The organism is Gordonia asplenii (genome assembly GCF_012933505.1).
GTDB lineage: Bacteria > Actinomycetota > Actinomycetes > Mycobacteriales > Mycobacteriaceae > Gordonia > Gordonia asplenii.
This window is the reverse complement of sequence record NZ_JABBNB010000023.1, coordinates 1-23,519: the sequence shown is the minus strand read 5'-3', so window position 1 is coordinate 23,519 and position 23,519 is coordinate 1. Positions and strand designations below refer to the sequence as shown.

General features: G+C 67.4%; 17 protein-coding genes. 7 read left to right on the top strand and 10 right to left on the bottom strand.

The window, feature by feature from the left end:
• Both HH308_RS19585 and HH308_RS19580 read left to right on the top strand, forming a co-directional pair.
• On the top strand, positions 1-1,791 hold the full coding sequence (locus tag HH308_RS19585) for a DUF3556 domain-containing protein (protein WP_170195930.1): 1,791 nt from the start codon (positions 1-3) through the stop codon (positions 1,789-1,791).
• Positions 1,788-3,191 carry a phytoene desaturase family protein gene (locus tag HH308_RS19580; protein ID WP_170195929.1) on the top strand — a complete coding sequence of 468 codons (1,404 nt, stop codon included), beginning with the start codon at positions 1,788-1,790 and terminating at the stop codon, positions 3,189-3,191. Before HH308_RS19585 ends, HH308_RS19580 begins: the two co-directional genes overlap by 4 nt.
• Here the strand turns inward: HH308_RS19580 and HH308_RS19575 are convergent, their stop codons facing one another.
• The gene (locus HH308_RS19575) at positions 3,192-4,298 is read right to left on the bottom strand and encodes an aminotransferase class V-fold PLP-dependent enzyme (RefSeq protein WP_170195928.1); all 1,107 of its coding nucleotides are present in this window, start codon (positions 4,296-4,298) and stop codon (positions 3,192-3,194) included. It lies immediately after the preceding gene.
• 62 nt (positions 4,299-4,360) lie between these two features.
• Between HH308_RS19575 and HH308_RS19570 the strand changes: the two genes are divergently transcribed.
• A complete protein-coding gene (locus HH308_RS19570; protein ID WP_170195927.1) occupies positions 4,361-4,846 on the top strand; it encodes a hypothetical protein in 486 nt (161 codons plus the stop codon).
• Between the two features lie 19 nt (positions 4,847-4,865).
• Here the strand turns inward: HH308_RS19570 and HH308_RS19565 are convergent, their stop codons facing one another.
• From HH308_RS19565 to HH308_RS19550, 4 genes are read right to left on the bottom strand one after another with little or no spacing between them, the layout of a single operon-like run.
• Entirely contained in the window at positions 4,866-5,489 is a 624-nt protein-coding gene (locus tag HH308_RS19565) for a DNA-3-methyladenine glycosylase I (protein WP_170195926.1), read from the bottom strand.
• An 11-nt stretch (positions 5,490-5,500) separates the two neighbouring features.
• Positions 5,501-9,352: a murein biosynthesis integral membrane protein MurJ gene (locus HH308_RS19560; protein ID WP_170195925.1), complete on the bottom strand. Its 3,852-nt coding sequence runs from the start codon at positions 9,350-9,352 to the stop codon at positions 5,501-5,503.
• Positions 9,349-11,976 (bottom strand): DUF6049 family protein, encoded by a 2,628-nt coding sequence (locus HH308_RS19555; protein WP_170195924.1) that lies wholly within the window; start codon positions 11,974-11,976, stop codon positions 9,349-9,351. The genes HH308_RS19560 and HH308_RS19555 overlap by 4 nt, the downstream gene beginning before the upstream one ends.
• Positions 11,969-13,072 (bottom strand): NUDIX hydrolase, encoded by a 1,104-nt coding sequence (locus HH308_RS19550; protein ID WP_170195923.1) that lies wholly within the window; start codon positions 13,070-13,072, stop codon positions 11,969-11,971. Before HH308_RS19550 ends, HH308_RS19555 begins: the two co-directional genes overlap by 8 nt.
• A 173-nt stretch (positions 13,073-13,245) precedes the next feature.
• On the opposite strand from HH308_RS19550, the gene HH308_RS19545 reads away from it, so the two are divergent.
• On the top strand, positions 13,246-14,703 hold the full coding sequence (locus tag HH308_RS19545; RefSeq protein ID WP_170195922.1) for a CCA tRNA nucleotidyltransferase: 1,458 nt from the start codon (positions 13,246-13,248) through the stop codon (positions 14,701-14,703).
• 4 nt (positions 14,704-14,707) lie between these two features.
• Here the strand turns inward: HH308_RS19545 and HH308_RS19540 are convergent, their stop codons facing one another.
• Both HH308_RS19540 and HH308_RS19535 read right to left on the bottom strand, forming a co-directional pair.
• Complete coding sequence (locus tag HH308_RS19540; protein ID WP_170195921.1) at positions 14,708-15,631, bottom strand: diacylglycerol kinase family protein; 924 nt, start codon at positions 15,629-15,631, stop codon at positions 14,708-14,710.
• Complete coding sequence (locus tag HH308_RS19535) at positions 15,631-17,250, bottom strand: FAD-binding oxidoreductase (protein ID WP_170195920.1); 1,620 nt, start codon at positions 17,248-17,250, stop codon at positions 15,631-15,633. The genes HH308_RS19540 and HH308_RS19535 overlap by 1 nt, the downstream gene beginning before the upstream one ends.
• A 20-nt stretch (positions 17,251-17,270) precedes the next feature.
• On the opposite strand from HH308_RS19535, the gene HH308_RS19530 reads away from it, so the two are divergent.
• Both HH308_RS19530 and HH308_RS19525 read left to right on the top strand, forming a co-directional pair.
• A complete protein-coding gene (locus tag HH308_RS19530; protein WP_170195919.1) occupies positions 17,271-17,933 on the top strand; it encodes a TetR/AcrR family transcriptional regulator in 663 nt (220 codons plus the stop codon).
• Positions 17,933-19,453, top strand: coding sequence for a glycerol-3-phosphate dehydrogenase/oxidase (locus HH308_RS19525; RefSeq protein ID WP_170195918.1), 1,521 nt, complete (start codon positions 17,933-17,935; stop codon positions 19,451-19,453). The genes HH308_RS19530 and HH308_RS19525 overlap by 1 nt, the downstream gene beginning before the upstream one ends.
• A 13-nt stretch (positions 19,454-19,466) precedes the next feature.
• On the opposite strand, the gene HH308_RS19520 is transcribed toward HH308_RS19525, so the two are convergent.
• Complete coding sequence (locus tag HH308_RS19520) at positions 19,467-20,231, bottom strand: alpha/beta fold hydrolase (protein WP_170195917.1); 765 nt, start codon at positions 20,229-20,231, stop codon at positions 19,467-19,469.
• A 60-nt stretch (positions 20,232-20,291) separates the two neighbouring features.
• On the opposite strand from HH308_RS19520, the gene HH308_RS19515 reads away from it, so the two are divergent.
• Positions 20,292-20,705, top strand: coding sequence for a MarR family winged helix-turn-helix transcriptional regulator (locus HH308_RS19515; protein WP_170195916.1), 414 nt, complete (start codon positions 20,292-20,294; stop codon positions 20,703-20,705).
• 266 nt (positions 20,706-20,971) lie between these two features.
• Here HH308_RS19515 and HH308_RS19510 read toward each other — a convergent pair whose 3' ends face one another.
• Both HH308_RS19510 and HH308_RS19505 read right to left on the bottom strand, forming a co-directional pair.
• Positions 20,972-22,210, bottom strand: a complete 1,239-nt coding sequence (locus HH308_RS19510) for an IS701 family transposase (protein ID WP_170195999.1) — start codon at positions 22,208-22,210, stop codon at positions 20,972-20,974.
• Positions 22,211-23,190: 980 nt separating this feature from the next.
• Positions 23,191-23,519, bottom strand: a 329-nt coding sequence (locus tag HH308_RS19505; protein WP_376767239.1) for a hypothetical protein, incomplete at its 5' end; no start/stop codon positions are given.

Sequence of the window (23,519 nt, the reverse complement as noted above, 5' to 3'; positions counted from 1 at the left end):
ATGCCGTTCAAAACGCCGACCCTGCCGGAGGTCGATCCCGCGGAGTTCCGCACCCGACCGTTCTTCGAACGCCTCAAGGTGCTCACCGGATTCTGGGCCGAGAACGGATTCGGCAGCGCGAAGATGTTGCACACCATCTACCTGGTGAAACTCTTCGGATTGACCCTGATCGTCGGAATTGTGATCACCACCCTGACGTCCGACGTCGGCGCACCGTGGGAGGTGCAGAAGTGGTGGAACGAGCCGATCATGTACCAGAAGCTGGTGCTGTGGGTGGCTTTGCTCGAGGTGATCGGCGTCGGCGGCGCCTGGGGACCGCTGACCGGCCATTTCAAGCCGTTCTACGGCGGCGCGCGCTACTGGCTGCGACCGGGCACGCTGCGACTGCCACCGTGGGGATCGAAGGTTCCGGGAACCGCGGGCGATACGCGGACCGTCGGCGACGCGGTGCTGTACGCAGCGGTGCTGATCAGTCTGGCGGTGGCCCTGGTGCTGCCCGGAGAATACTGCTCTTCGCTGGCGCAGATCGCCGGCGATGCCACCAACCAGCATCTGGTCAATCCGATTCTGATGGCGATTCCGGCGGTTCTGCTGACTCTCCTCGGCCTGCGCGACAAGGTCATCTTCCTCGCGGCCCGCGGCGAACAGTACATTCCGATCTTCGTGATCTCCGCGGTGTTTCCGTTCCTGTTCGAATTCAGTGATTTCATCATCGCCGGGAAACTGATCATCGTCATCGTGTGGGTCGGTGCCGCGGTGTCGAAATTCGGCGTGCATTTCACCAATGTGATTCCGCCGATGGTGTCGAATGCGCCGTTCATGCCGAAGTGGTCGCGCCTCGCGCACTATCGGAATGCGCCGAACGATCTGTTGCCGTCCAAGCTCGCCGGATTCATGGCTCACGTGATGGGTACCACCGTCGAATTGATTCTTCCGCTCCTACTGCTGTTCAGCACCAACAAGTGGTTGACCGTCGTCTGCCTGGTCGGCATCGTCGGATTCCACCTGTTCATCATCTCCACCTTCCCGCTCGCCGTCCCCCTGGAGTGGAACCTGCTGTTCAGCTATATCGCGATCTGCCTGTTCCTCGGCTTCCCCAACGGTGACGGTTACGGCGTCTTCGACTTCTCCCAGGCATGGATGCTGCCGGTCGTGGTCATCGCATTGTTCTTCTTCCCGGTGTTGGGCAACCTTCGTCCCGATCTGGTGTCGTTCCTGCCGTCGATGCGGCAGTACGCCGGCAACTGGGCGTCGGCGGTCTGGGCCTTCGCTCCGGGCGTCGAGGATCGTCTGAACGAACTGCCGATCCCGGTCCAGTCGCACGACCGTCAGCTCAAGGCACTCGGCTACACCGACGATCTCGCCGATCTCACCATGTCCCTGTTCGTCGCGTGGCGGGCGATGCACAGTCAGGGGCGCGGCGTGCTGTCGGTGCTCAGCAGGCAACTCGGTGAAGACATCGACCGCTACACGGTCCGCGAGGGCGAGGTCGCCGCGAACCTGCTGGTCGGCTGGAACTTCGGCGACGGCCACCTGCATGACGAGCGCCTCATCGCCGCGATCCAGCGACGGCTGAATCTGGCTCCGGGCGAACTGGTCGTAGTGTGGGTCGAGTCGCAGCCCATCCACCGCAACTATCAGGAGTACAAGGTGATCGACGCCGCACTCGGCATCATCGAACGTGGCACCTGGCAGGTGAAGGATCTGATCGACGAGCAGCCCTGGCTGCCCAACGGACCCATCCCGCATCAGGTGACGTGGCGGGCGACGAACACCGAGGTCGTCGAGTGACCACAGCGGTCGTCGTCGGCAGCGGGCCCAACGGGCTCGCTGCCGCGCTCACCCTCGCCGACGCCGGCGTGCAGGTGACGGTGATCGAAGCCGCCGCCACCCTCGGCGGCGGCATCCGCTCTTCCGAACTCACCGTCGACGGTCTGATCCACGACGACTGCGCCGGCTTTCACCCGCTCGCGCTCGGCTCGGAGTTCGCGGCGAGGTTCGACCTCACCGGGGCCGGACTTCGCTGGTTGGCCGCGCCGGCCGAGTTCGCGCATCCCCTCGACGGTTCCGACGGCGCCGTCGCGCTGCACTCACCCGCCGACACCGCCGCGACGATCGGCGACCCGCGCTGGGCGACGCTGTTCGGTCCGCTGACCGATCGGTTCGACACCATCGCCGAGGAGTTTCTGCAGCCGATGCTGCACGTGCCGCGGCACCCGATTCATCTCGCGCGGTTCGGCGTTCCGTCTGGTCTGCCGGCCGCGGTGGTGGCCCGATGGTTCGACACCGAGGCCGGGCGGGCATTGTTCGGTGGAGTCGCCGCGCACGCGTTCCGGCCGTTCACCTCGCTCGCGTCGAGTGCGATCGGAGTGGCGCTGACCACGGCTGCGCATCGATTCGGCTGGGTGGTCGCGCAGGGCGGTTCCCAGTCCATCCGCGACGCGATCGTGGCGCGCGCGACCGAGCGGGGCGTCCGTTTCGAGACCGGGCGTCGGGTAACCGCACTCGGCGAACTCGGCCACTCCGACATCGTGATGCTCGATACGGTTCCGGCGGCCGCGGCCGATATCTGCGCAGCGGCGATGCCCGCGAACGTCCAGCGCGCCTACCGCCGCTATCGGCACGCGCCCGGCGTCTTCAAGGTCGATTTCGCGGTGCGCGGTGAGGTTCCGTGGACATATCGACCGGCCCGTCGGGCCGGCACCATTCACCTCGGCGGGTCATTCGCCGAGATGGCGGCGAGCGAGCGCGACGTCGTGCGGGGCCGGATGCCGGAGCGCCCGTTCGTGCTGGTCGGTCAGCAGTATCTCGCCGACCCGAGTCGCTCGCGGGACGGGCTCAATCCGTTGTACAGCTATGCACACGTACCTGCCGGCTACACCGGTGATGCGACCGCGGCCATCATCGCGCGGATCGAGCAGTTCGCGCCGGGGTTCGCCGACGCCATCGAAGCCACCTACGTGCGCAGCACCACCGAAATGTCTCGCTACAACGCCAACTATGTCGGCGGTGACGTGGTGAGTGGATCAAATGATTTGCGGCAGTTGGTATTTCGACCACGAGTAGCGGTCGATCCGTACCACACCGGAATCGACGGCGTGTACCTGTGCTCGGCGGCTACCCCGCCGGGCGCGGGCGCCCACGGCATGTGTGGCTACCACGCCGCCAACCGGGCGCTGGCCACGCTGTAATCAGTACCCCATCGTCCGCAATTCGTTCGCCACCCGATCCAACTGCTCGCGCGTGACATCCAGATGCGGGCTCAAGCGCAACACGGAATTCTCCATCGCCAACGGCGCACGCTGGGCGTGTGCCGCGGTGACGAGCACTCCGGTGTTGCGCAGATGTGCGGCAGCCGCGGCGACGTCGCCGGCCTGCCAGCCCGGCGGCGGGGCGAGGGTCACCAGCGCCGACGCCTCGTCGAGCGGCTCGACGACCTCCCAGCTGCCGATGCCATGCATCCGCTCGCGGGTCGCGCGCCCGACGTCGGCCAGTTCGCCGTAGACCTTCGCCGCACCGATCGTCGTCAGTTCGGCGACGGCGCGTCCCAAGCCCAGTCGGCCGGCGATATACCCGGCGTCGGTGCCGACCTCGAGGTCCGCGAGGGCGAGCGGTCGCAGCGATTTCTCTTGTACCGCAACGAATCCCACGCCGCGCGGGCCGGTCAGCCACTTGCGGCTGGTGCCATAGGCGAAGTCGGCGCCGGTGACGGTCGGGACGTGGCCGACGGCCTGGGCCATGTCGACGACGACGGGCACACCCGCGTGGTGTGCGACGTCGACGATCTTCGCCACCGGCTGCACCACGCCGCTGGCCGATCCGATGTAACAGACGTGAATGAACTGCGGCTGCTCGAACTGCAGCATGTTTTCCAGCGCATCGACGTCGACACGTCCGTACACGTCGGCGTCGGGCAGGGTGCGCACCGCGAAGCCGCGCCGCTCGAATTCGATCAGGTTGGCGCCGAACTCGTTCTTCGCGACCCAGACCGTCGTCGCGATCGGCAGATTCCAGGCCGACAGCAGCGACCGCAACGCCGCACGCGCACTGTCCCGGTAGACGATCCGATCGCCGGTGGTGCCGAGCAGCGCGGCGAGCGCGTTGCGGCCGTCGAGCAGTTCGTTGTAGACGTCGTCGAGCGCGACGTACGAGCCGCGTTTGGACTCACGCCACAGATGTTCGGTGATGGTCTCGATGACGGAATTCGACGACCGGCCTGCCGAGGCGGAGTCGAGATGGGTGATCGTCGGGTCGATGCGCGCGGCATGCCACCGCTCGCCGAGCTCACTGATGAACATGGTGATGAGAATAGTCGGAAATCAGATGGAACCCGACGCCGCTGCGCTGCGTCCAATATGAGGTGGACCACGTCATCGACTACTTCTTCGGCACCGGCACCGGGCCGAGCACGCATTGGTTCGCCGCGCCCGACGCCGACCTCGACCACGACGGCACGCCCGACGCCGTCCTCCTCGACTTCGACGGTGACGGCCGCGTCGACGACGCCATGTGGGACTCCGACGGCGACGGTGTCGCCGACGTGGCCGCCCTCGATCTCGACGACGACGGGGTACCCGACGCCTTCTTCGCCGACGGCGGGTCGGGACTGTGGGAGAAGCCGACGTCGCCCGCGCCGCGAGTGCCGCCACCGGCCGACGCACCCGACGTCACCTACGACCTCGACGACGACGGCACCGTCGACGCGAAGGCCACCGAGGTGCGCCGCGACGGCGATGCGCGCAGCGCGGGCCGCGTCTATCTGGACACCGACGGCGACGGCCGCTTCGACTACGTCCTCATCGATCGCGACGGCGACGGGGTGGCCGATGCGGGGGAGAAGCTGTGAGCCCTACTCCCGCACCGCTTTAGTCCCAGACACCCGACGCCCCGCGGCGGTGCGACACCAGCAGATGGGTGTCGACGATACCGATCGCCTCCATCAAGGCGTACATCGTCGTCGGGCCGACGAATCGAAACCCCTTCTTGCGCAAAGCTTTCGACAAGGCTACCGACTCCGGGGAGGTGGTCGGGACGTCCGCCGTCGTCGTCGGGCGCGGCGTGTCGTCGGGCTTGAACGACCAGAGGAACTTCTCCAGGCCGCCCTCGTCGCGCAGCGCGATCACCGCGTGCGCGTTGCTCACCGCGGCCTCGATCTTCTTGCGGTTACGCACGATTCGCGCGTCACCCAGGAGTCGTTCGACGTCGTCGGGGGTCATCGCCGCGACGACGTCGGCGTCGAATCCGGCGAAGACCTCGCGGAACGCGGGCCGTTTGCGCAGGATGATCGCCCAGGACAGGCCGGACTGAAACCCTTCCAGCGCAAGGCGTTCGAAGTGTGCCGACTCACCGACGACGGGTATGCCCCACTCGGTGTCGTAGTAATCGCGCAGCGGGCCCGGTTGCGCGCCCCACGCGGCACGGATCAGGCCGTCGTCACCGCGGACGGCACCGTCGGGCAGTTCGGTATCGGGCAGTTCGGTATCGGGCATCGAACGCGGGCCTAGCCGCTCATCGACACCTGGCTGATGACCGCCTGGTAGCCGCCGTCGGGGCCGTTGGGCAGGTCGGTGATCCACACCAGGAAGTACGGACTGGCCGCGGCGTTGGGCACCGGCAGGTTGGTGGTGGTGCTGATGACGTCGCCGGATCCGACGACCTTCGTCTGATCGAGGGTGGCCGTCGGCGACGGCGCGGTCCGCAACTGGACGTTGAATCCCGGGGTGGTGGTCTTGATGGTCACCGTCTTGACGGTCTTGGATCCACCGAGGTTGAACATCAACCCCAGGCCCTTCTTGAGCCCGCCGAAGTCCGACGTCGTGCGGTAGTTGTCGGTCCGCCACGACGGCTGCTGCCCACTGATCACATTGGACACATTGGTCGACGGATCGGGGGTCTGATCGGAGAAGTCGACGACACTGACGTTGGTCAGCGAGATCGGCCCCGCGGCCGGCTGTTGCGCCTGACCCGACGTCGAGGTGGTGATGATGGTGTCGATGTTGGTCGGACCGCTGCTGCCGCCGAGCATGTTCGACAGCCAGACGATCAGGGCGACCACCACGATCAGCGTCAGCAATGCCGAACCGACGATCAGCCCGACGTTGCGTTTGCGTTCGGGTTCGTCGGTGTCACGCCCGGGCGAGAGCCGGTCGCTGCGGGTCACCGCAACCGGCTCGGGTCCGCCGTCGACGGCGGGCAGCATGTCGGTCTTGAGGTCGACGACGGTCGCCTGGTCGAGCACATGCTGCACGGTGCCCGCGGTGCGGATGCCACGGTCACCGTCGAGGGCACGAGCGGCGACGGCGGAGATCTCGAACGGGACGTCGGAGCGCGCCTCGCGCGGTTCGACGGGCTTGCCGGTGCTGTCCGGGATGGCGGGCGGCAGACCGCCGACCGAACCCAGCTTGTCGTTGGTGGTGACGATCTTCGATCCGGTCTCGCCGTCGAGCGGCCACCGCGCGAGCAACAGCGCGTACAGGACGGCGCCGAGTCCTCGCACGTCAGATGCCTTGTCGTCACCGACGAGGGTGCCGGGGAAAGCCAGCACGGCGTTGCCGTCGGTGGAGATGCGGATGCGGTCGGGATGGTCGATCGACAGTGCGCCGCCGTTGCGGTGGGCCGCCTCGGCGGCGGCGGCCAGCGCGCGCACGGCACGGGCCGCGCCGACCGGCGACGGCGTCGATTCGGCGACTTCGCGCAACGACGAACCGGGCACCCACTCGGTCACGACGATTCCGCCCGACGATCCGCGCACGACGTCGAGCACCCGGGCGACGCCCGAGGAGTTGACGTGACCGAGCCGCAGCGTCCGCGACAGGACGGCCTGCGGCCCCTCTTCGCGGGTGTCGGTCTTGGCGCCGGGCGTCGGCGGAGCCGCGAGCTGCTCGGCGTCGACGAAGGTCAGCGCGACGTCACGGTCGAGGTTGATGTCCAGGGCCCGCCAGAACTGGAGTCCGCGTGTGCCGCCGTGATTGTCGAGGAGCCGATAGCGTCCGCCCGCGACCGCCGCGCCGGGAACCAGCCGCGGGCCGCGGGGACGGGGGGCGTCGGGTGTGGCGGGGGCGGGTTTGCCCACCGGCGTCGGCGCCGGACTGGGCGGTACGGCATCGTTTGAAGAGTTAACGGTTTCAGTCTTGTTCGCGGTTTCGACGTCACCGTCGCTCATACCCCGAACTCCTCTCCTGCGATACCTCATGTCAGGTGGGCTGGACATCCCCTGCTGCGGCGCCAGACGCAGTGCGCCGGTCCCCGCCGCGCCGCCACTGTGGACGGAGTAAGACTGCCAGGTCGACGTCCCGCGGTCGAAGCGCCGCAAAACTTGTACCTGACCAGAGTACGGCACCGATTCCTCGGTACTGATGCGCGGAAATTGAATCGTCATCTCGGCGATGTTCTCGGGCTCGGGAACACTTGCCGGGGCCAGCGCGGGAATGAATCGGCCCAGCATTCGGCGCACGCTGACGGTAATCGCGACGACGTCGGGCACCTTGAGCACGGCCAGTCCCGCATAGGACAGTCCGAGTGCGACGATCGCGGTGAGGATCAGGTACGCCAGCACCCCGATCTTGCCGGTGTCGACGGCCAGGCGATGCAGGCCGGAGACGTCGGCGAGCAGATAGGTCAGGCCCGCGGCGGCCACCGAGACGACGATCGACAGCACGCTGGTGCGCGTCACATTCGTCATCGCCACGTTGCCGAGCCGTTTGCGGAGCAGGAAATGCCCGACGATCGCGCCGATCAGGTAGCCGCCGCCGTTGGACAGGGCCAGCCAGCGAACGATGAGGTCGGGGTCGTCGAACAGCACCGGCCCCAGATACGACAAGCCGACCTTGATCGCGGTGATGCCGAGGACCATCAGCGTCGGGGCCCAGGCGTCCTCGCGGGCGTAGAACACCCGCAACTGGACCAGCGTCATCGCGTACGGGATCAGGGTGAAGGCGCCCCAGGCGAGCACCGAACCGAGCTGGGAGGCGACGGCGGCGTCGAACTGCCCGAAGTTGAACACCGCCAGACCGATGGCCGGTCCGAAGAAGGTCATGAACGCCACCACCGGGACCAGCGCGACCATCGTCAACCGGGTAGCCAGCGACAGGTCGTCGATCACCGAGTTGGTGTCGTTCGACGCCGCGTTGCGCGAGAGCCGCGGCATGATCGCGGTCAGGATCGTCACGCCCAGCACGCCGTAGGGCAGCTGCAGCAGCTGCCAGTGCGTGGCGTACACGCTGATGCCCGACGCCGCGGCCGACGCCGCGATGCGGTAGGTGATGATCAGGCCGACCTGCAGGATCGCCACGTACACGATGACCGCGAGGGCCATGTTGCCGAAGCGACGCAGCCGGTCGTCGATGCCCCAGACCCAACGCAGCTTCACGCCGGCCTGCTTGAGGTACGGAATGAGCACCGCGACCTGCACGATCACACCGACGGTGGTGCCGATGCCCAGCACCAGGATCTGCGGGTTGCTCATCCGGACCGGGTTGAGAGTGATCTCGCCCGGCAGCACCGCGTAGATGACCAGCGTCGCGATCTGCACGAAGTTGTTCAGCACCGGTGCCCACGCACCCGGCTTGAAATAGCCCTTCACGTTGAGGATCGCCATGAACAGGGCGGACAGACCGTAGAACAGGATCTCCGGCAGCAGCAGATAGGCCAGCGCGGTAGCCAGTGATCGATTGACGTCGCCGTTTCCGACGTTGAGGTAGGTCAATACCGGCGCACCGATCAAGGCGACGATCGTCGCGGCGCCGAGCAGGGTCACCGTCAGCGTGAAGATGCGGTTGATAAACGTCGCGCCGCCGTCGGCGTCTTCGGCTTCGGCGCGGACCAGAACCGGGATGACGATCGCGGTGAGGACGGCACCGAGAACCACCTCGGCGACCATGTTCGGCAGCACGTAGGCCGCCTGGAACGCCGAGGACACCGCGGCGCCGAGCATCGCCAGCACCAGCACCGTGCGGATGAAGCCGGTGATCCGGCTCATCAGGGTGGCGATGGCGATCGAGCCGCTGGTCTTCAGGATCGACGAATCCGGGGTGGACTCGGTCGGCGGCGCGGCGTCGTCGTGCGTCTGCGGGGTCATCTGCGCGGCGACGGAACCGCGCTGCGCCGGGGCCGATCGGGGGCCGGGCGGGCGCGGCGGATTGGGACGGGGTCCCGGATTGCCGGCCTGACGTGGCGGAATCCGCTCCGGCATGCCGCGCATCGGGGCGCCGTGCGGATCGCCGCGTCCGCCTGCCAGCGGCGGGCGATCGCCGACCGGTCCGGACAACGGCGTGAAACCGGGACCCGGCTGCGGTCCAGGCTGTTGCGGTGGGCGCGGACGAAGGGGACGTCCGGGTGGCTGCCGGTCACTCATTCGTGCCCTCCTTCCTGATGGCCGTTCTCCAGTGCATCACGTTCGGCTTCCTGCGCAAGTCGATGTTCGTAGTCGGTGGCGGCCAATGCCTTCGTCGCCTCGTCTGCTTCGGGACGGTCGGCGTCGGCCTTGTCCGGTTGACCGCGGAAGCGGTGCCAGAGGCGACGGACCACCAGCAGAACCAGCGCGACACCGGCCACCAGCGTGACGATGAACAGCGGCTTTCCGTAGGCGTTGGAATTCACCGACAGGCTGATCGGGGTTCCCACACCGACTCCGGTGCTCGTCACCAACGCGATCTGCACCGACATCGACTCCGATGTTTGCGCACGCGTCGGCAGCTGAACCTGGCGGGTACCACGCGCCGGGATCTCGATCACACCGACGTCGTCGATGTTGAGCTCCGCCGGTGCGATGGTGTCCAGCCGCACGCGGATGGGAAGGTCGAGGTCGTTGCGCGCGACGAGCAGCAGCGGACTGCGTTCGGAGACCAGCGTGTAGCGCCCGCCCGGGTCGAGCAGGGTGACCGACGACCGCATCCGCGACAGCGCCTCACCGACCGCCGCGACGCGCAGGGTGCGGTCGGCGCGCAAGGAGATGCGGTCCATCGACGTATCCTGCGACGGACTGCCCAGCCCACGCAGCAGATCGGCGCGGATCGGCGCGAGGTAGGTCTCCGGCGACGAGTTGACGTCGGTGCTGCTGACGAACGATGCCTGCAGCTGCCAGCTGAGCGTGGCGTCGGCCGAGATGTCACTCGACGTGCCCGCCGACGGCAGCCAGCCGCGGTTGGCGGCGAGCATCGTCCCGCTCGGCTCGACCAGGCGAGCGTTCTGCGGAACCTCCCCCTCCAACTGCTGGACGACCTTCGTCAGGGGAGTCGGATTCGCCACGCCCGCCTCGAGGAGCAGCGTCGCCGACGACAGCAGCGCGTCGGCGTCGGCGGTACTCGGCGACCAGAAGTTCGGTGGCATGAGCAGCGCCGATCGCCCGACGGTCGGCTCGGCGTCGGCGGGGCTCGCCGCCTGGCCCGACGTCGGATCGGCCGGCTTCGACACCGGAACGGCGATGCTCGGGTAGGCGATCGCGGCGAGAGCCGACTGTCGTCGACTCACCGCCGACTCGTCGGCCAGGTCGACCTTCTGGTCGTGCGGAGTGAGGACCGGGGTGAGTGGGTGCGTCCCGATGCCGCCGAGCGCGGCGCTGATCGGCGCGTCGTAGCTCTGCAGCCGCAGGTTGCCGACGCGGTATTGACCGGCCGACGACCCGCCGCCCGCCAGCGACGACGCCGACGTGACGGCATTGGACAGTTTGTTCGCCGCCAGCACCGTCGCACCGTCGGTGGTGATCGCGCCGATCGAGGGCACGACGAGGCCGCGGATGCTCCGGACGCCCAGGATGGAGTCGACGATGTCGGCGGGCGATGTCAGCGCTGATTCCGACAGTGCGCCGTTGCCGACCTGATGCAGCGAATCGAGGTCGGCGCCGGCGAACGGCAGCGCGACGACGCACAGCCGCGACGCGACCTGGGTGAGGTCGTGCAGCCAGTCGGCGGCGTCGTCGGAGCCGGTGCCGGGGGTCGTCGGCGCGTCGAGGTCGGCGGGGTTGCTGGTGACCACGTAACCGCCGGTCATGGCACGGACGGTGACCAGTAGGTCGGGGTCGACGGCGAGGCAGATCGCCTGCTGCAGCTTCGACGGGGTGGGCGCGACACTCGGCGTGGTCGACGACGGCGGCGCCGACGACCCCGGCCCGTCGGACGTGTCCGGCGTCTGGTCGGGCAGTCCCGCCGCGGTCGAGACGCTGTCGAGCAGGGTCCGCAGCCGGCCGCCGGCGGCGAGCGAATGCGCGAGGTCTTCGCTGATCAGGCGCGGCTGCGAGCCGCCGACTCGGCCGGGCGCCATCTGCGGCGGCGCGGCCAGCGGCCATAGCATCGTCAACGACGCCGGTGCGCTCATATCCGCGGCGACGGAACCGTCGGTGCCGACGTCGCCGGTCGTCGAGTCCTGCCCGACGTCGCTGTCCGCGGGTGCCCGCTGGGCGTTGGGCGGGAGCGACAGTACCGGCAGCAGGGTCCGGGAGTCGGCGACGCGGGCCATGACCCCGTATGCGGGCACCGCATTCAGGTTCACCAGCAGGGGATAGACCCCCGTCGACTCGATGCCCAGTCCGGTTGCGCCGGACAGCTGCATCGACAGCGTGAAGGCCGTGCTCTTGCCGGGCGCCAGTCTGTCGGCGACGTTGACGAAGGGGCCGGACCGTTCGAACGTCGCGGCGTCGGCGGCCAACGAGGTGCGCAGTCCGGCCGCGTCGGCGACTCGCTGTCCGCGCTGCATCCGGATGCTGAGCTGGGTGAGGTCGCGGTCGCTGGTATTGGTGACCTCGCCCGCAATGGTCACGACCGGTCTGCTCGTGGTGGTGACCATGCTGGGTGTCACCGATTCGATGGACACCTTGGCGAATCGTGCGGTGGTTTCGCCGCTCGGTGCCGCCGACGCGGTGGCCGCGAGTTGCGAGTTCAGCCCGGCCAACAGCGGTCCGGCCACGGCGAGAACGATGACCGCGATGAGCGAAAACGTCGTGGAGGTGATGCGCCGGACCCGCGCCCGCGTCCGATCAGTCATCCGATGACGGGCTGCGACGTCCGCGACGGCGGCGTCGACGCGATCGCGCCGGTGTCGGCGGATCGTTGCGACGCTCATTGCGTGCGGCGGCGGCTCGTTCATAGGCATTGGGTTCGGTACGAATGCTCTCGGCTTCGGACTGCGCCAATCGGGTGGGATCGGCCGTCAAGTCGGCGATGACTCCCTCGGCCATCCGTGCCAAGCGACGTTCGTCAGAATACGTGAGTCGGCGGGGCAGTTCCGTCAACGGGACCCAGGCGACCTCGGCCACCTCGTAGTCTGCGTCGGACAGTTCGCCGCCCAAGCTGCGCAAAAGGTAGTGGTGGACCGTCTTGTGGATGCGACGACCCTCGCTGACGAACCAGTAGTCGATCTTGCCCAGCGGCGCGACGACTGACCCGGTGATGCCGGTTTCCTCCGCGATCTCCCGGATCGCGGTCTGCTCGGCGGTCTCGCCGGTCTCGATATGCCCTTTGGGCAACGACCACATCATCCGACCGCGGCGGTCGACACGGCCGATCAGCGCCGCGGACAACTCCGTGAACGGCTCGCCGAAGGTCGAGATGACGAGGCCGCCCGCGGATGTCTCGCGGACGGTACGCAGTTTGGGGTTGCGCGGTCGGCCGTTGACCGGCTCGCCGACATCCGCTTCCACGGTCGCCGGTTCGACGTCGACGGGCTTTCTGTTCCGACGGCGGCGATTCTTGTCGGGGCGGGGGCCGCGTGGGCCGGGCTTGGGCCGCGCCGGTTGGTCGACGGTCTGCTTCGACTGCGCGGGAGCAGGCTTGGGCGGGCCCGGTTTGGGCGCAGGCGCAGGTTCGACGACGCTGCGCGGTCCGGTCAGATCCGACGGCTTGGGTGGTCGGGCGGCGACGCGTCCGGGTGGCGGCCCAGGTTTCGGCGCATTGCCGTTGACCTGCGGCTTCTGGTCGGGCGACGTGTCAACGCTGCTGATCACCGCGGGATTCGACGACCCCGACTGGGCAGGACGACGCCCACGACGACGTCGACCCCGATGAGGCCTGCCCGCAGAGGTCGGGCCCGCATCGGCGTCGGCGTCGACGCCTCGATGTGAGCTGGACGGTTCGGCGGACACGCTTTGAATGCTAGTCGTTGGACACCTTCCGTTTGCCTGGAAGGGCTAGTGAGTGTCGCACCTGAGACTGTCGCGCTCGATGATGGCAGCGTCTGACCGCCACTCTTGGCGGCCGGACCTGCACATTTGCACGTTTGGGGAGGTAGGCGGGTCCCCAGGTAAGCTGTCTGACCGTGAATGATCCCGCACAACGCCGTACTCGGCTGCTCGCTGCCGCCGCGGTGGCGCTGCGCGCGGAATCCGACGTACTCAATCCACTCGGCGAGCTGTTCACCGCGGCCGGCCACGAGCTGTACCTGGTCGGCGGGTCGGTGCGCGACGCCGTGCTCGGCAGGCTCAGCGAGGACCTCGACTTCACCACCGACGCCCGGCCGGAGCGCATCAAGGAACTCCTCGACGGCTGGGCCGACACCGTCTGGGACACCGGCATCGAGTACGGCACGGTGAGTGCGCGCAAGGGCCGCGCGATCGTCGAGGTGACGACCTACCGCGCCGACACCTACGACCAGGTGTCACGCAACCCCACGGTGACCTTCGGCGACAACCTCGACGGCGATCTGGTGCGCCGCGACTTCACCATCAACGCGATGGCGGTGCGGATCACCGCCGACGGCGCGCAGGATTTCATCGATCCGCTCGACGGGATGACCGCACTCCTCGCCGGTGTCATCGACACCCCGGCTGCACCGGAGCAGTCCTTCGGCGACGACCCGCTGCGGATGCTGCGCGCGGTGCGCTTCGTCGCGCAGCTGGGTTTCCGGCTGGCACCGCGGACATTCGACGCCATCGGTGCGATGGTCGAGGAGATCGACCGGATCACCGTCGAACGCATCGCCGTCGAGCTCGACAAGATGATCTGCGGTGAACACGCCATCGAGGGCGTCGACGCGCTGGTCGCGACGGGCCTTGCCGATCGCATCATGCCGGAGATCCCGGGCATGAAGTTGACCATCGACGAGCATCACCAGCACAAAGACGTGTACCAGCATTCGCTGACCGTGCTCCAGCAGGCGATCGACCTGGAAACCGGTGACCCCGACCTCGTGCTGAGGTGGGCTGCGCTGTTGCACGACATCGGCAAACCCGCCACCCGACGCCACGAGCCCAACGGCGGCGTCAGCTTCCACCACCACGAGGTGGTCGGGGCGAAGATGGTGCGCAAACGACTCCGGGAACTGAAGTACCCGAAAGCCGTCACCGACGACGTCGCGCAGCTGGTCTTTCTGCACCTACGGTTTCACGGCTACGGCGACGGCCGCTGGACCGATTCGGCGGTGCGCCGCTATGTGACCGACGCCGGTGACCTGCTCGACCGGTTGCACAAGCTGGTTCGCGCCGACTGCACCACCCGCAACAAGCGCCGGGCCCGGAAGCTGCAGGAGACCTACGACGACCTCGAGCGGCGCATCGCGGTGCTCAAGGAAGCCGAGGACCTCGACCGGGTGCGGCCCGACCTCGACGGCAACGCGATCATGCAGCTGCTCGGGCTGCCACCGGGCCCGCAGGTAGGGCAGGCGTGGCGGTACCTCAAGGAGCTGCGGCTGGATCGCGGCCCCATGGACCGCGACGAAGCCGAGGCGGCGCTGAAACAATGGTGGGCCGAGCGGACGGCGGAAGCAGTTCCGGAGTAGCGGCCTACCCCGCCGTCAGCACCCCGACCGCAGACGGCAGCACATCGAAGACCGCGGGCAGCGACCCGACGACGTCGCCGTCGACGGATACCAAAGCCGTTGGCTCAGCACTGATTTCGATACGCGCTCCGCGCAACTGGCGGACCAGCGAGTGCTCCACGTGGGTTCCGGTGAACACTCGCGGGAAGATCCGTGCGATGGTGATCCGCCCGAGCCGACGCTGGTAGGCGGCGAGCGTGACATCCAGTTGCCCGTCGGTCAACGACGCATCCGGCGTCACCAGCATCCCACCGCCGTACGACCGGGTGTTGCCGACGGCCGCGAACACGACGTCGGCGTCGACCTTCGGTTCCCCGTCGACGACGATCCGATACCGCCGCGGACCGAGCCCGATCAGCTCCCGCGCGGCGGCGAGCGTGTAGCGCGACTGTCCTTTCGGCCACCGCATCGACACCGCGCGCGCCGTGACATCGGCGTCGAATCCCGTTGCGGCGACGGTCACGAAGGTGGTCGTGGCCCCGCCGTCGAGCGTCACCCGCCCCAGGTCGATGCGCGTCACGCCGCCTCCGACGATCACGTCGACGGCGGCGCTGACGTCGTCGATCGGAAGGCGCAGGGCCCGCGCGAGGTCGTTCCCGCTGCCCGCCGGAATCACACCGATCGGCGTCGTGCCGCCCGCTGCGACGGCAGCGTCGAGCGCGAGCCGGATACTGCCGTCGCCCCCGACCACGACCACCGCGTCGATGTCGTCGGAGTTGCAGGCGTCGACGGCGAGTCGCTCGGCGTCGACGGCGTCGGATCCGGTCAGCACCTCGACGGCGACACCGCGATTGGCGAACCCGCGCTGTGCGTGCTCGGCGACCCGTACCCCGAGGCCGTGCCGCGAATGCGGATTGACCAGCAGCGCAATCTTTTTGATGTGACTCATCAGATCAGTTTGCCGGGATTGCACACGCCGGCGGGATCGAATACGCGTTTCACCGCGGCGAGTGCCGCGATGCCCAGCTCGCCGTCCTCGGCGATCAGCCACGGCTTGTGGTCGACGCCGACCGCGTGGTGGTGGGTGATCGACGCCCCGGCGTCGCTCATCGCCTGCGACGCAGCGGTTTTCGCCGCCGACCACTGGGCGATCGGATCGCCCTCCTGGCGGTATACGACGGTGAAGTACAACGATGCACCCGCCGCGTAAGTGTGCGAGATGTGGCACATCACGACCGTCGGCTCCGGCAGCGCCGACGTCAAAGCCGTTGTGACGGCGGCCTTCACAGCGTCGACCTTCGACCATACGGTCGCAGTTTCCAGGGTCTCGCAGCCGACGCCGATGTCGAGCAGCGCGTCGCGCAGATAGGGCGCGTTGAAGCGGCCGTGCTCCCAGCTGCGGGCCGGCCCCTCGCCGCCCGACAATCCTCCTGCGGCAGTGAAGATTTCGCGTGTCACGCTCATCCGCGCGGCCACTGCGGTCGGCGACCCTTCGAAGGTGGTGATGGCCAGGCAGCCGCCGGCGGGCAGCGCGTCGTCGGAGTTGGCCTCGCCTATTTCACTGGGTCGCGCCAGGTTGAGGGCGGTCTCGGCCTCGTCGGAGACGCGCAGCACCGTCGGCATGACGCCCTCCTGAGCAAGCGTCCGGAACGCCGTCGCGGCCGCGGCGAAGGAGTCGAAGCGCCACGCCTCGTAGCCGGTCGTCGCCGGCAGCCGGTGGACCCGAACCGAAACCGCGGTCACGATGCCGAAGGTGCCCTCCGATCCCATGATCAGCTGCCGGAGGTCGGGCCCGGCGGCCGACTTCTGCGCGCGCCCGACGGTGAGCACGCCGGCGGGGGAGACGAGGGTGAGGTCGATGACCATGTCGTCGAAGCGCCCGTAACCCGCCGACGCCTGGCCCGAGGACCGCGTCACCGCGAAACCGCCGATCGTCGCGAAACGGAAGCTCTGCGGGAAGTGGCCCAGCGAGAATCCGCGCTCGGCCAGGGCGGCCTCCGCCGCGGGTCCGGTCATGCCTGCGCCGAGCGTCGCGATGCCCGACACCTCGTCGAGCGCGATCAGTGCATCGAGCCGACGCAGGTCGACGCTGATCACCGCACGCAATGGTCCGGCCAGCGGGTCGAGTCCGCCGACGACACTCGTTCCACCGCCGAACGGGACCACCGCGACGCCGTTGGCGGAGCACCACTCGAGGATCGCGGCCACCTCGCCGGTGTCGGCCGGCAGCACCACGGCGTCGGGCGCGTCTTGCCCGGCCCGGCGTCGCCGCAGCAGGTCAAGCGTTGATTTTCCGCCGGCGCGAGGCAGTCGGTCGGCATCGTCGGCCGAGACCCACTCCGGCCCGACGATCCCGCTCAACGCATCGATGTCGGCGGCGGTGAGACGCGATGGTGAAAGTTCGACGTCGGCGGGCTCTCGCGGTGCGGCGGGTTCGGCATCGACGCCGAGCATCCCCCGGATCAGTGTCGACATCGAGTCGGACAGCGGAGCGGCTGATTCGGGGTCGCCCCACGCATCCCATTTCATCGGCGGTTGTGGCAATCGGGCAGCGAATGAGTTCGTCATGAGCTACAGTGTTACACACTATGTCAATCCGTAACGACACTTCGAGTGTTTCCAGCTCAGCGGGCGACGAAATCGCCGACCGCGTTCTCGACGCCACCCGCGCCGCGGTACTGCGACATCAGGGTCGTCGGGTCACCCTCGCCGAGGTCGCTCGCGAAGCCGGCGTCAGCCGCCCGACGGTGTACCGCCGCTGGGCCGACATGGATGCCCTGCTGCGCGACCTGATGACGCGCGAAGTCGGGCGGATCGTCGACGCCGTCACCGGGACCACGCCCCTACGCACCGGACGCGGATTCGACGCCACCGTCGATCAGGTAGTCCGCATCGCGGCCGCCATGCGCGACGACGAGCTGTTCGCCGTGCTGTGGACCGCGCGCTCCGACTTCATGACGCCGTACGTGTTCGACCGGCTCGGCCAAAGTCAACGCGGCCTGCTGCGACTGCTGGCCGACGGCATCGCCGACGCACAGCGCGACGGTCACGTCCGCGCCGGCGACCCCGACAAACTCGCCGCCATGGTCCTGTTGATCACCCAGTCCGCGGTGCAGTCGCGGTCGCTCGTCGAGCCGATCCTCGGCGACGACTGGACCGTCGAACTGCATCACGCCCTCGCCTCATACCTGCACAACCCACAGTCGGGGCCGCTACGCGGCCCACGCTATCCCGAACCGGAGAACTCCTGATGTCTGCTTTGAACGCCCAGCGCCGTCGCACCGACCTACAGAAGCTCGCCGAGCGGCGTGAACCGCTCGACGTCCTCGTCATCGGTGGCGGCGTAACCGGTTGCGGCACAGCGCTTGACGCCGCGTCCCGGGGATTGTCGGTCGCGCTGGTCGAAGCGAATGATCTCGCGTTCGGGACGTCGCGCTGGTCGAGCAAACTGGTCCACGGCGGTCTGCGGTACCTGGCGTCGGCGAGCGTCTCAATCGCCTATGAGAGCGCCATCGAACGACATCACCTGATGACGACCATTGCGCCACACCTCATTTCGCCGCTGCACCAGGTGGTCCCCGATTTCGGCGACCGACGCTCGAAGCAGTTGGTGCGCACCGGTTTTCGTGCGGGTGATGTGCTGCGGCGGGTCGCGCGGACGCCGACGTCGGTGTTGCCCGGTCCCGGAGCTCTCAGCGCCGCGCAGATGATCGAGGCGGCGCCGACCGTGGCGCGCGCCGGATTGCGCGGCGGCGTGGGTACCTACGACGGTCAGCTCATCGACGATGCCCGGCTTGTGGTCGGAATCGCGCGCACCGCAGCGGTTTTCGGCGCCACCGTCTGCACCTACACGCGGGCGTCGAACGTCACCGGAACCGGTGCGACGCTCACCGACGGTCGCACTGGGGAGAGCTTCGACGTCGCGGCGCGAAGTGTCATCAACGCCACCGGGGTGTGGGCGGGCGACGTCGACTCGACGTTGCGCATCCGTCCGAGCCGCGGCACGCATCTCGTCTTCGACGCCGAGTCGTTCGGCAATCCGACTGCGGCACTGACGGTTCCGGTCGCCGGATCGATCAGCAGGTTCGTCTTCGCCATGCCCGAACAGCTGGGGCGAGTCTATTTGGGGCTGACCGACGTCGACGCACCGGGAGAGATCCCCGACGTCCCCACCCCCGACGACGACGAGATCGATTTCCTGCTCTACACCGTGAACGTCGCACTGCGCCAACCACTTTCACGCTCTGATATCCGCGGCACCTATTCGGGTCTGCGGCCACTGATCGACACTTCCGGCGGCGGCGACGGATCGCTCGCCGATGTGTCACGTAAACATGCTGTGCGGGTGAATGATTCGACGCTGGTGAGCATCGTCGGCGGTAAGCTGACCACCTATCGTCGGATGGCACAGGACGCCGTCGACGCCGCGGTCGATGCGGCACAACTTGTTTCGCGCCCCTGCATCACCACATCGACGCCGCTGATCGGCGCTTCCGGCGGTCCGAGTCGTGGTGAGTTGCCGGCATCGCTCGTCGCGCGGTTCGGGACGGAGTCGGCCAAGGTCCTGAGTAGCGCAACAGTTCCCGACGCCGGATCGCCCATCGCTGAGAGAATCGACGTGACGCGGGCGGAGATCGAGTACGCCCTGACACACGAGGGCGCTCTGACGTTCGACGACGTCGTCGAACGTCGCACGCGGATAGGTCTGGTGCCCGATGATGCGGCGAAGGTGCGCGGCGCGGTCGAGGAGATCGTCGCCGCTGTCCGGTGAGGGCCGGATCTCACTAACGGACCCGCAGACCGAAGCGTTCGACGATGTCGGCCAAGGCGGTGGGCTGTTCGATCTGGGGCAGGTGACCGGCATCGCGCATGAGTTCGAAGTCGGCCCCGGGAATCGAATCGACGAAGGCGTCGCCGATGGCGCGGGGTGCGATTCGATCAGCTTCTCCCCACACCACCAGCGTCGGGGTCGAGACTGTGGCAAGGCGCGTGCCCAGGGTCGGGTCCGTCATGGTGGTGCCCCCGTAGATCTCTAGCGTCGCTCGGTTCTGTGTCATCATCTGCCGCGCGGCCGGCGCAAGCTTGGTGGGGTCGAGCCCGAAGCGGACGGGGTTTGCATAGCTGTACCGTGCGATCTCGTCGGGCGTCAGACTGAAGAAGTCGGCGACCGGGTTTCCGGGTGACTCGACTCCGGTGCCGTTGACGATCACATATCCGCGCACGCGCGGTGAGGCCAGGATCGCCATCTCCGCGGTGATCCAGCCGCCGATGGAATTGCCGACGACCAGCACATTCGTCGCGTCCAGTGCGTCAAGCAGCCGCACGTAGAGTTCGGCGAGTTGACCGATGGTGCGAAGTTCGGTTGGTCGGGGCGTCCCGGCGAATCCGGGATGCGTCGGGACGATCACGCGTAAGCCGCGTGTTTCGGCCAGCTCCTCGCCCCAGGTGGCGACGGTTTGCGGTCCACCACCGCCGTGCAGTAGCAGGATCGGGAAGCCGTCGCCGTGGTCGGCGACTGTGAGCTGAGTGCCATTGATATCCAGATTCATACTAAGGAACCTTATATAGCTTTCGTGATCTATGCAAGGAACCTGAGATACAGTCGTTCCGTGGCTACTCGTCTACGGGACATCGGTTTGGCTGTGAAGCGGCTCCAGTGGATCCACCATCGGGAGGCGAACCGTCGTCTGGCCGACGTGGGACTCTCACTGGTGCAGTGGGACGTTCTGCGCCACGTGCATGAGCAGCCCGACGCCACTCTTCACGCGCTCGCGGTGCTGACTTTCCAGACCGACCAATCGATGGGCGAGCTGGCCAGACGCATGGTCGACCGTGGCCTGTTGGTTCGCATCGACGGCCCGGGCCGAGCCGTTCGCCACGGCCTGACGAAGTCGGGCGAGCAGTCCTTTGAGGCCGGTGTCAGCGTCGTCGAGTCTGTACTGGAGGAGACCATCGGCAAATTGGACACCACGGAGCGGACCGCACTTCTCGAGCTGCTCGTAAAGGCGGCCTCAAGCGACTAATAATGTGTCGAGGCTAATGGTATTGATATTTTGCGCGCACCCCGCTTCGCCGCATTCCGCTGGTTGAGCGAGGCGAAGCCGAGTCGAAACCACTGCGACGCTGCGGGTTGCGTCATTACCCGGCCGGCGGGTTTCGACTCGCTCCGCTCGCTCAACCTGGTTTCACCGGTCGAAGCGCCCCTCTGCTGGTTGAGCCGGACGAGCGCCGTGCTGAGCGAGGCGCTAGCCGAGTCGAAGTAGCGCTAGTACTACAGTCGTAGATTTGGTTATTGTGTTGTGGCTCTGTGTTTTTGGTGGCATTGTTGGGCGCGTTTTTGGTGCCTGCGTCGCCAATGGGACCAGCGTAGGAGTTGACGGGTTGACTGGGTTGGCGGCAGTAAGAGTGCGATGAATAGTCGGCGGAACTCGTTGACACTCAACCGGATCAGCGATCGGTCGGCGGTGTCGTGGGTGCGTTGCTCGGCGGTGGCGACGGCCAGGAATGCGTGAGCGAGCATCACCAGGATCGTCCAGCGATGCCACGACGTCCAGGTTCGCACCTGATGCTCCTCGAGCCCGGTCAGTCCCTTGCTCGACTGAAACGATTCCTCCACAATCCAGCGTCGCCCGGCTACCCGTACCAGCGCGGTCAGTGCCACCGGGTGCGGGGTGTAGCAGCGGTAGTACGCCAGCTCACCGGTGCGATCGTTGCGACCGACCAGCACCGTGCACGTGCCGGTGTCGGGTGTCTCGGTGGTGGCGACCCTGGCCCACGAATACCAGCGGCGGCCCGTGGCTCCGTCGCCGGCCGACAGCCGTCGCCACGCCCGCGCACGCAGCCCGTCGGCCAACTCGTCGACCCGGATGTCACCGCCGGCGGTGGGGACGGTGCGGTTGGCGGCCACGCCAAGCACATAGCCGATCTTCCTGTCGGGCAGCATAGTTCGCAGCGTCGGGTCTGCCCCGTATACTTCGTCGCCGGCAACCCAGCAGGCCGGTACGCCCGCATCGAGGGCGTCGGCGATCATGCCCGCGGCCAACGCGGGTTTCGTCGCGAACTCGATATCGGCGGGTACCCCGGCCTGTGCGCACCGAGTCGGATCGTCGGTCCACGACTGCGGCAGGTACAGGGCACGGTCAAGGAATCCATACCCGCCGCTACCGGCGTAGGCGAGGTACACCGCGACCTGACTGTTCTCGATCCGACCCGCCGTACCGGTGTACTGGCGTTGCACCCCAACAGTTTTGGTGCCCTTCTTCAGATCGCCGGTCTCATCGACGACGAGGATCGCGTCACCGGATCCGAATGCATCAACGACCAACGCCTGCAGATCCCGCCGTACGTCGTCGGCGTCCCATTTCGCGCGGGACAGCACATGCTGCAACCTGTCCGGTGATCTGTGCCCCGACAGTTCCGCGATGGTCCAACAGTTTTTCGACTGCAACGACGACAACACTCCCACGATGAACGCCGCCGCATTGCCAGCCGCCTCACGGCGCGCGAACCGCGGGCTGATCACGTCGATCAACACATCCAGCTGTGCGGTCCACCGGTCATGGTCTACCCTCAAAGCCGCGGCCGCCGCGGACGTATTTAGTTTCTTCACAAATCCTCAAATCATGCCCCGGCGGTCGCCTCTACCAGCGCAAACACGCCGCAACACCACACCACCACCGATCTACGGCTGTAGTACTAGCCGAGTCGAAGTGACGAGCGTGTCGAAACCCCTGTACCACAATGCATTTGATGGTAGCGCACGCGTCGAGCTGTGATGGTATCGAACATCGAGGCGTGTGCATCCGTAGGGTGCACACGCGACGCTTGCCGGGTGTCATCGCCGATATTGGCGCGGACCGTCGAAAGTCGTTGTGGTTGAGAGGTTTCGACATCACACAACTCTTTAGCCGCGATACGCCACTACCAGTGTTGTAGCCCATTGCCTCCCACCGGTGAGCGAAAGTCGGCCGGTTCCACCGAAGCGAGCTCGGGGGAGTTGTTCGATGTAACGATTCGTTGTAACTGGTGGGGCGACTGGGGCCTGGGTGTTCGATGGGGGCGTCGAGACCCTCGCACCTGTGGGATTTACTGTGCTGCGGCGCTTTTGGCCGCGGTCGGGAGGCTCGCGGTGGGCGGGTGCGGAACAGACAGATGCGCTGTCGCGGTCGGTTTGAGCGTCGGTGTGGTGCCTGGTTCTAGAAGGGTGGTGGGGTGTCGTCGTATTGCGGTAACGGTTCGTTGTCACGGATGTTGCTGGTGGGATTTGTGGTATCGGGGAGGCGGATACGCCAGTATGTGACGGGCTCGCCGGCGATGCGGTCGCGTTCGACGGCTGCTGCGTACGCGGCTTCGGTGGTTTCGCGTTCGCGTTGACGGCGGCGTTGCTTGTCGACCGTCGCCGCCGACCGCCGCATCTGTGTGGGATGAACTGTGCCGCAGCACTTTTGGCCGCGGTCGGGAGTTCCGGGTGGGTTGTCGCGTTCGGTTTGAGCGCCGCATGTGCATGGTTTAGAAGGGTGGTGGGGTGTCGTCGTATTGCGGTAACGGTTCGTTGTCACGGGTGTGACTGGTGGGACTCGGATGGTGGGAGCGGATCCGCCAGTATGTGACGGGGTCACCGGTGCCGCGGTCGTGTTCGGCGGCGGCTGCGTGCGCGGCCTGGGCGGTTTCGCGTTCGGCTCGATTGGCGTCGCGTTCTTGTTGGCGGCGGCGTTGTTTGTCGACGGTCGACGCCGACCGCCGCCGCTGCTTCTTCCTGCCAGTGCTGGTGCTGCTGGTGGTGGTGGGTGTGGTGGGTGGGTCGGCGAAGCGGATGTGGGTGAGGGTGTCGAACAGGT

Coding starts and splice junctions, on each gene's coding strand:
- HH308_RS19530 (WP_170195919.1), top strand. CDS start 17,271: ATGTCAATCCGTAACGACACTTCGAGTGTTTCCAGCTCAGCGGGCGAC.
- HH308_RS19555 (WP_170195924.1), bottom strand. CDS start 11,976: ATGACTGATCGGACGCGGGCGCGGGTCCGGCGCATCACCTCCACGACG.
- HH308_RS19525 (WP_170195918.1), top strand. CDS start 17,933: ATGTCTGCTTTGAACGCCCAGCGCCGTCGCACCGACCTACAGAAGCTC.
- HH308_RS19520 (WP_170195917.1), bottom strand. CDS start 20,231: ATGAATCTGGATATCAATGGCACTCAGCTCACAGTCGCCGACCACGGC.
- HH308_RS19540 (WP_170195921.1), bottom strand. CDS start 15,631: ATGAGTCACATCAAAAAGATTGCGCTGCTGGTCAATCCGCATTCGCGG.
- HH308_RS19560 (WP_170195925.1), bottom strand. CDS start 9,352: ATGAGTGACCGGCAGCCACCCGGACGTCCCCTTCGTCCGCGCCCACCG.
- HH308_RS19575 (WP_170195928.1), bottom strand. CDS start 4,298: ATGTTCATCAGTGAGCTCGGCGAGCGGTGGCATGCCGCGCGCATCGAC.
- HH308_RS19565 (WP_170195926.1), bottom strand. CDS start 5,489: ATGCCCGATACCGAACTGCCCGATACCGAACTGCCCGACGGTGCCGTC.
- HH308_RS19535 (WP_170195920.1), bottom strand. CDS start 17,250: ATGACGAACTCATTCGCTGCCCGATTGCCACAACCGCCGATGAAATGG.
- HH308_RS19585 (WP_170195930.1), top strand. CDS start 1: ATGCCGTTCAAAACGCCGACCCTGCCGGAGGTCGATCCCGCGGAGTTC.